Origin of the sequence: Bacillus cereus group sp. N6 (genome assembly GCF_016483705.1) — a bacterium.
GTDB lineage: Bacteria > Bacillota > Bacilli > Bacillales > Bacillaceae_G > Bacillus_A > Bacillus_A wiedmannii.
In genome coordinates, this window is record NZ_JAEHBI010000094.1 from 1 (window position 1) to 7,542 (window position 7,542).

Genomic DNA, 7,542 nt, shown 5'->3' on the forward strand with positions numbered 1-7,542 from the left:
CCGTTCCTAAAATAGAAATTCAATGTTTAGGAACTGAATTTTCATAGATTTCATCCAGTTCCAAAAGGTGTACCTTTACGAACGAAAAAGAACAGACTATTGAAATAATCTGCCCATAGATAAAAGATGAAATGAAAGTCACTCAAATTCATAGTATAATGAATTTCTAGATAATAAAAAGGATCAACATAAAAAAAGAACGGTTCTATTGGCATAGTCCGTCCTTTGAGAAGGAAATAATGACAGTTATTCTTCTTTATTATACCTAAAAATACTGAAAATTAAATCTTCTTTACATTGAGAAAATATTCATCCTACAAAGGAAGGTTATTTTTATGAATAAAGGTGATGCAATTTTAAGGTTGTTATCAGAAATCAAGCTGGAGCTTAAAGAAGTAAAAGAACAGATGGAGAAAATGCAAACAAAGTTAGATACATTAGAACAACAAAATCAGGTGGAGAACAAAATAGAGCGAAAGAAGCCAAAAACAAAACCTGATAAACAAGATAAGCGAGATTGGAAATACCCGGCTAGGCTGAAATGAAAATTGTACAGGACTAAGATCATACAGAAAAAGTGAGGTGATAGGTACATGAATAAAAAAGAATTTGAGGATACCTTACAAAATTTTTCTTTCTTTTTATCTAGTCGTGGAAGAAAGGCATCCACAATTAAACGATATGTCTATGATATTGAGGACTTTGGAAGATGGCTGCAAACCTCGAATCGTTTTCAAGAAAAGAACTTATGGAACAAGATAGATAAAGAGGATTTTGAAGCCTATTTTCAGGAACTCATATACAAACGAAAGTATGGAGAGAAAACCATTCATCGCATAGCAGTCGTGTTAAAGAAATTGTATCAGTTCTTGGATATTCCAAGTCCTATTGTAGAAATGCAGGGAATTACTCCACCGAATCGTGCCCTACGCAAGGAGGACTTTATTACGAAGGAAGAAGAGAAAAAACTGAAAAACATTCTTTCTTCTCCTGAAGGATTGTCAGAAGAACAACTTTCCGTTCGACCGCTTCTCATAGATCGAAATGTATCCATCCTATCACTTCTTTTGGATTATGGGCTCACACTACAAGAACTCGTATCGTTACAAATGCAACAGGTGCACTTTGGAAAGAACATGATTACTGTTTTACATAACAAAGGGACCGAGAGAAGGGTCATGTTAAAGGAAGAGGATAAGATACGTTTATTTACGTACTATAAAACGATACCTGAACCAGTTCGTCCTAGATATCATAGTACAGATCCGTTATTGGTTGCATTTGATTTTACACGAGGGACATTTCGTTGGGTGTATGACAATGATGCTCCGAAAGCACTAACAGCCATTGCTGTACAAAAGATGATTCGATTAGAAGTAGCCCGAGCGCAACTGAGAAAAGGAATTTCAGCACAGCACTTACGGAATACCTATATTCTACGCTGTCTAGAAAGAAATATGTCTACAGAGGAAGTCATAAAAAGAACAGGATTCCTTTCTCATCTATCAGTAAAGCGTTATGCAGAGTATGCAAATCAATATTCACATGGAAAATAATTTGAAAAGAAGCACCTTCTATGGCATACTAAAATAGTATAAATTTATTTTTAGAAATGTAACGATTGAACCTCTTGCACGGGAGAAATAATAGTCGTTATTACTATTATTTCTTATATACAAAAATGCCAAGAATCCCAGTATTTTCAATATTTTACTTTTATATGGGAATCCACTAAAAAAAGAATCGTAGAACATGAAGCATACGAAAAGCTCCCTGACTTGTTATACAAATCAGGGAGCAAAAGGTAGTACAGTATATCGGTTACGCTAATTATAACATAACTGGATTCATTCGGTCTGAGTTTTTTGAATATTCAATTTATTTTTTGATATTAGTTCTTCAGGTTCAGATGGCCCTAAAGAATCATCTAACCTTGTGAAAAAGTGTACGGTACACTTTACTTGTCTAAAATATGGCGTATTTCCGACAGTTCCATATTCGTAAACTTCGCAATATCTTCGATATCCATGCCATTTTTATGCATGCCTCGGATAAGTTGGATTTTCCCTTTTTCTATCCCCTCTTGAAGCCCTTCTTCTTTCCCTACTTGTTTTCCTTTTTCCATACCTTCTTCTATACCAACCTCACGTGCATGTGCTAACTTAGCTTGTTCATGAAATAACACTTTTTCACGTGCTTCATATGCGAGACGGAAAGAGCTACTCTGACTCATATTTTCCCATTTGTGGATTGCCTTCTGTAACATTGGATCTTGTTTCATGGCTATATCCTCCAACGTGTGGGTTAAATGTTCATCTTCATGCGCTGGTAGTAAAAGTAACCAACGAGCGAATTCATTTTCCCACGGATTAATTTTTTCTTCTCTCCATTGCTGTAGCAATTTCGGAATTTCAATGAAATGGATTTCCAAATCCTCGAGTAACACTTCCTTGTGTTGTTGACTCCAAAATTGTCCGACTGTATGCATATCATCATATTGAGGAAAGAGATCAAAATCTAATAGATTAATCGCAATCGTTTTCCGTAAAGAACGATAGGGCATTCCTTGCTCTAATTGAGATGTATACAGTTTACTCCAATAATACAGGGAACGTTTTACTATCTCTTGTGTATTTCGTAACTGGATTTCCACGTTCACCTTGGTTTCATCTTGAAGTGTAGCTAATATATCTAGTATGGATAATTTATCTTCTTCATATTCTTTATGGAGATGTGGGTCTTCAATTTTCAACGATACAATCGGTGTAGATAATGACTCATGCAAGATTGCATTTAAGAAAGAAATCAGTAATTCCGCTTGTCCTTGTACACCAAATAATTGCTTGAAAGCATAATCGACGCGTAAATTCACTAAAGGTTGATTCATAGAGTGAGTCACCTTTCTTTTCTTTGTATTCTATATCTATTGTAGCGGATAAGGAAGGAATGACGCAACCTTTGGTGATACTTTATTAGTGATTATTAGTTATTTTACAATACGGTGCGTGAAATTATTTTTTTTGCCACTTAAACATGCATATAACCCTGCATAATCAGCTTGTTTTATCTTAATTACGTTAAACGCCTTTATTACCTTATTTTTAGCGTTTAACGTTTTTTTATAGTAATTCTCTTGGTCGTCTTCTTTCGTTAAAAATCCATCTGAGGAGTCGTTTTTCAAATTCTTCACAAAAAAATAGGCGTTTTATCTGTTTTTTAGAACAGAATACATACGTAGTGACCCATCTGGATTAGAGATGAATCGTCAAATAAGAGGAATAATCATATACCGCTCGATGTTTCAACTCTTCATACGTGTATAATCTTTGTTTCTCAAATAATTTCGGATGTTTCTGTCTATAGTATTGGAACAATTCTTCCCCATTTTTCCGTATACGATACCGACGCGTTTCTCTAATTGTGCCTGGTATTTCTTCAGGAGCAAACTGTTTGAGTATTTGTAATGCTTGTAAAGATGGGATTTCTTCCCCGGTTACATAGGCATGGATAAAGATAAGTTCTTTTATTGTTATATAATTGTAATGTGAATTCCCACTCATAGAATAATCCCCTCCTCGGTCATTATTTTCATCCGTACATGACTAGGCATATAAATGAATCTATCTGTTTAGCCTATAAGTATCTTCAGCGTTTGTTTCACTTTTTCATCGTCCACTCGATAAAATACGTCTAATCCTTTTCGCTCATATGCTACGACTTTATGTGATTTTAACTTACCGAGATGTTGCGAAACAGTGGATTGTGGCATGTCTAAATACCGATGTAATTCCGTAACATTCAAAGACTTTTTCTCTAACAAATGATGTACCATTTGGAGACGGATAGGGTGTGCTAATACCTTGAGCATTTCTGAAATACGTTCCAAATCACTTCGCTCTGTGTGAAAAACATTTTTCATACTCTTTTTTCTCCTCCATTCCTTTTGGACAAGATTTTTTTCTCAATATAACATACTTTTTCTGTTATATCATGGACAGCACACAAACTACCTTGCACCGTTCTCTTTTTCGCTTTATACTAAGACTCACATAATAAAGATAATACGAGGTGCCTGATGAATAAAACAGAATTAATTCAAACAGTAGCAATAAAAACCGGACTAAAAAGACCACAAGCAAGTCTTGCGGTAGATAGCATATTAGCGTCCATTCAAGAAGCTCTGCAAAATGGTGACAATGTACAATTAATCGGATTCGGTTCATTCGAAGTGCGAGAGCGTGCTGCACGAGAAGGACGGAATCCAACTACTGGGGAGGCTCTTATCATTCCTGCGAAAAAAGCACCTGCCTTTAAAGCCGGTAAACAATTAAAAGAAGCGGTAAACAACTAAATATGTATCTGTCTATCATTCTACAGAAGCATGAAATCATCAAGATTCATGCTTCTGTTTCTTTTATAATCGGATTGTTGAAATGGCATGTTTATAAATGAGCTGTTGTTTCCCGTCCACTTCTATCAAAATCGAATATACATCATACCCTCTTATTGTTCCTTTGATATGAAAGCCGTTTACTAAAATCATTGTCATGCTCTTTTTTCTTTGTACGGCTTCTTGTAGTACTTGTTCCTGACATGATACCGTATTTTTAGCTCTTTCCTTTTGTAGTACTGGTGGTTGTCTTTCCAACGTTTTATTCCCCCTTCGTCTCAGGCTCTTACAAGGTATTGTTCTAATTCCTGCATAAGCTGTTTCGCTCCTTCTGGACTCAACGTCAGTTTCCCATTCGCTACTTTTATAGGTTGAGAAGATACTTCTCCTGTGATGGGACAAACGTCATATCCCTTATATTTCTGCAAAATAACTGTTTCTCCCTCTACAAATATCTCTAGCGAATCTTTTTCCTCTATCCCCAGCACTTTTCTTGTTTCCTTCGGTATCACAACCCGTCCTAAAGGGGCTATTTTACGTAAGATTCCTGTTGATTTCAACTGACATTCTCTCCTCGATTTTTCATTTATAACATTCAATCCTTTATTTCTCTTGTTCTTCTATCACCAATTGTACACGAAACATGTTTTCTTCTCCTTCTAATAAGGCACCCATTTTCAATAGGCGACTGATTAATTCTTCGGAGCTGTATACACCTGATAAGATCGTGCGATATCCTTGTACAGGTACAGCTGCTGCTATACGGTGCACCACTTCAGAATCTGTATCAAAAAGAGAAATTTGTTCTACTGGTAGCACGGATTCCATTGATTTTTGCTTCGTTTCTTTACTTGTTCTCCGATTTTTCTGACGTGATTCTTTTCGTTTTGCTAATACGTTTTCCTTGGGAAGAGCAGGCAATTCTAACTCCTTGATTAATGTATATAACGTAGCTGTGCTCATTTTCCAGTGCTTTAGAATGTCCTTCAGATGAAAGTGTATCCGATAGCCCTGTAACATTTGCTTTTGCTGTCCCACAGGCAACGCTTCAAATTCCGCCCGACTCATCATCGTTTCATACATATTTGAAATCTCCACCTTCGATGCTTTTTGGTAGCTTCGTTTCTCTTTTCCTTTCAGCATATCAGTAGGAAATAACATCTTTCCAACATATCCCCGTTTTCCTGTTTTATGATGAACACCGGAAGCGGTTCGCTTTTTTTCACGAATTTCTTCTTGCAGCACTCGCTGTACTTCCATTTTTATCCTCCCCTCCGTTTTTCTTTATATATTGCCAATCCTGAATGATCCAATGAAAAAGAATTCCAGTTCAATCCTATAGGAATGAACTGGAATCATACTATACATATATCATGTCACTTCTATCGTACCACATTTTTACTACCCACAGGAAAAAGAAATGAATATTCCGACTATATAAACAAGATTCCCACTTCTTCCTTCTGTAACATGACTTTTTATTCTTCTTCTTTTCTTCTATCTTCAAACTCATTTTCTAATTTCCGATACCATTTGCCTTTTTTACATGCAAAGTACATCTTTACTTCTCCATATGGTATCCAAATACCACGTGCGTGAATCCGTTCCATTACAGTATCTACTATATATTCCTCTTCATAACGTTTCGGCTTTCGTAAATATATGATAATAAAACTTCGATATTCTTCTCGTAACCATTCTGCTATCAAATTCTTCTGATTTTGTGTGAGATGTGACCACTTCTTATTGGTTTGGAGAATTTGACGATTCTCGATAACATGATGTTTCACAGTTCTTCCCCCACTCTTCTCAAATAGATAGATACGATTATTATAACATATATTGCAAGCCTTTCCGCTTATTCCATCACCGCTCCCTATTACATAGGTACGGTAAAAGAGGAAATAAAAGAACCTATACCCAAAAAGCTAAAAGTTCCGCCAGGAACAGGTCGTATTTTCTTCCGTTTCTCTTCAGAAAATCTCCATCTTTGAAGATAGGCCACTTCACGTTGTTCCGCAGCCATCTTCATCCTTGCCCAACTTTTTTCGGCACGTCAACGTATCGTTGCTAAGCTGACGACAAAAAAGGACATCTTTAGGGCCTTCAGCTTACACGTAATATTGTACGTGCCGAACCGCCTGTACTATCGTCCATTGAGTTCACGTATTTCATGTATCGATACGTCAATCATGGGGACTAGCCCCCATACCCCCAGCTAGCTTCTGCCAAAAAAGAAAGGAAAAACCCTCAAAATATTTTATTTACCCAAATAAGTTTTTCATGTCCTTTCTTCTTCTTCGAAAATACAAACTGAATGTTGCCATCATCTAATTTTAAATACGCATCAAATTCTTTTCCTGATTTACCCTTCAATCCTTTTAATAACGTCGTTTTCTTCCCCTCTAACAACTTCACCAGATTACTTTCGCTAATCTTCTGCCCTAAAAATTCTTTCGAAACAGAAAACCTACAACTTTTTGGATTGTCTTTCGCATATCCAGAACAGCCATATATCGTTTTCTTATCTACGACTGGCTTTCCACAAGACGGACATTCTCCTAAATGATGTTCTGATTTTTTATTCTCTATAAAATCATCTATAGACCATGTGTTTACTTAGTCTTGTGCTTCGTTGATGAGTTTCTGTGCTAACTTTTTGGAGGTTTCTACAAACGGCTTATCCTTTTTCTTCCCTTCCCCAATTCCTTTTAGATACGCTTCCCATTTTGCGGTCAATTCTGGTGAACCGATTGCGGTATCTTTAATCGCTTCTACCATCATTTTCCCTTTGTCGGTCACATGTACGGTATTCTTTTCAATCTGAATGTACAAAAGTGTTTTGATTCTTTCAATGATTCCTGATCTCGTTGCTTCGCTGCCAATATCATGTTTCGCCATTAACGTAATCAATTGTCCTTCTGTATATAATGTAGGCTGTTGCGTTTTTCCTTCACGAATCTCGATTTCTTTCGTCTCGACAGCTTGCCCTTGTTCTACAAGAGGAAGAGGTTGTTCTTTTTGATTCTCTTTCTCTTCCTTTTCTTCTTTTCCAAACACCACTTGCCAACCAAGATTGGTACTATGTCAAGAAAATAGACAAATCAAACAGAGACATTTTATTCGTTAAGCAGCTTGAGATTGTTGCTTTT

General features: G+C 36.4%; 13 protein-coding genes. 3 read left to right on the forward strand and 10 right to left on the reverse strand.

Going from position 1 to position 7,542, the window contains the following annotated elements:
• The first annotated feature begins 335 nt into the window (after nucleotides 1-335).
• Nucleotides 336-545, forward strand: a complete 210-nt coding sequence (locus JDS99_RS29315) for a hypothetical protein (RefSeq protein ID WP_199696290.1) — start codon at nucleotides 336-338, stop codon at nucleotides 543-545.
• 48 nt (nucleotides 546-593) lie between these two features.
• Nucleotides 594-1,556 (forward strand): tyrosine-type recombinase/integrase, encoded by a 963-nt coding sequence (locus JDS99_RS29320; protein WP_199696291.1) that lies wholly within the window; start codon nucleotides 594-596, stop codon nucleotides 1,554-1,556.
• Nucleotides 1,557-1,957: 401 nt separating this feature from the next.
• Here the strand turns inward: JDS99_RS29320 and JDS99_RS29325 are convergent, their stop codons facing one another.
• The 4 genes from JDS99_RS29325 to JDS99_RS29340 all read right to left on the reverse strand — a co-directional run bounded on the left by JDS99_RS29325 (nucleotide 1,958) and on the right by JDS99_RS29340 (nucleotide 3,919).
• Nucleotides 1,958-2,887, reverse strand: a complete 930-nt coding sequence (locus JDS99_RS29325; protein ID WP_199696292.1) for an Rpn family recombination-promoting nuclease/putative transposase — start codon at nucleotides 2,885-2,887, stop codon at nucleotides 1,958-1,960.
• A 99-nt stretch (nucleotides 2,888-2,986) separates the two neighbouring features.
• Nucleotides 2,987-3,181: a hypothetical protein gene (locus JDS99_RS29330; protein WP_199696293.1), complete on the reverse strand. Its 195-nt coding sequence runs from the start codon at nucleotides 3,179-3,181 to the stop codon at nucleotides 2,987-2,989.
• 70 nt (nucleotides 3,182-3,251) lie between these two features.
• Nucleotides 3,252-3,560 carry a 50S ribosomal protein L7ae gene (locus JDS99_RS29335; protein WP_199696294.1) on the reverse strand — a complete coding sequence of 103 codons (309 nt, stop codon included), beginning with the start codon at nucleotides 3,558-3,560 and terminating at the stop codon, nucleotides 3,252-3,254.
• A 68-nt stretch (nucleotides 3,561-3,628) separates the two neighbouring features.
• Complete coding sequence (locus tag JDS99_RS29340; RefSeq protein WP_199696295.1) at nucleotides 3,629-3,919, reverse strand: ArsR/SmtB family transcription factor; 291 nt, start codon at nucleotides 3,917-3,919, stop codon at nucleotides 3,629-3,631.
• A gap of 156 nt (nucleotides 3,920-4,075) precedes the next feature.
• Between JDS99_RS29340 and JDS99_RS29345 the strand changes: the two genes are divergently transcribed.
• Nucleotides 4,076-4,351, forward strand: a complete 276-nt coding sequence (locus JDS99_RS29345; RefSeq protein ID WP_199696296.1) for an HU family DNA-binding protein — start codon at nucleotides 4,076-4,078, stop codon at nucleotides 4,349-4,351.
• A gap of 63 nt (nucleotides 4,352-4,414) precedes the next feature.
• Here the strand turns inward: JDS99_RS29345 and hfq are convergent, their stop codons facing one another.
• The 6 genes from hfq to JDS99_RS29375 all read right to left on the reverse strand — a co-directional run bounded on the left by hfq (nucleotide 4,415) and on the right by JDS99_RS29375 (nucleotide 7,450).
• On the reverse strand, nucleotides 4,415-4,648 hold the full coding sequence (hfq, locus tag JDS99_RS29350) for an RNA chaperone Hfq (RefSeq protein WP_199696297.1): 234 nt from the start codon (nucleotides 4,646-4,648) through the stop codon (nucleotides 4,415-4,417).
• 20 nt (nucleotides 4,649-4,668) lie between these two features.
• Nucleotides 4,669-4,950, reverse strand: coding sequence for an AbrB/MazE/SpoVT family DNA-binding domain-containing protein (locus tag JDS99_RS29355; protein WP_199696298.1), 282 nt, complete (start codon nucleotides 4,948-4,950; stop codon nucleotides 4,669-4,671).
• 43 nt (nucleotides 4,951-4,993) lie between these two features.
• Nucleotides 4,994-5,650 carry a hypothetical protein gene (locus tag JDS99_RS29360; RefSeq protein ID WP_199696299.1) on the reverse strand — a complete coding sequence of 219 codons (657 nt, stop codon included), beginning with the start codon at nucleotides 5,648-5,650 and terminating at the stop codon, nucleotides 4,994-4,996.
• A gap of 218 nt (nucleotides 5,651-5,868) precedes the next feature.
• Nucleotides 5,869-6,180 (reverse strand): transposase, encoded by a 312-nt coding sequence (locus JDS99_RS29365; RefSeq protein WP_199696300.1) that lies wholly within the window; start codon nucleotides 6,178-6,180, stop codon nucleotides 5,869-5,871.
• A gap of 460 nt (nucleotides 6,181-6,640) precedes the next feature.
• Nucleotides 6,641-6,994 carry a topoisomerase C-terminal repeat-containing protein gene (locus tag JDS99_RS32630; protein WP_199696301.1) on the reverse strand — a complete coding sequence of 118 codons (354 nt, stop codon included), beginning with the start codon at nucleotides 6,992-6,994 and terminating at the stop codon, nucleotides 6,641-6,643.
• A gap of 15 nt (nucleotides 6,995-7,009) precedes the next feature.
• Entirely contained in the window at nucleotides 7,010-7,450 is a 441-nt protein-coding gene (locus tag JDS99_RS29375; protein ID WP_345943243.1) for a DNA topoisomerase, read from the reverse strand.
• Between the last annotated feature and the right edge of the window lie 92 nt (nucleotides 7,451-7,542).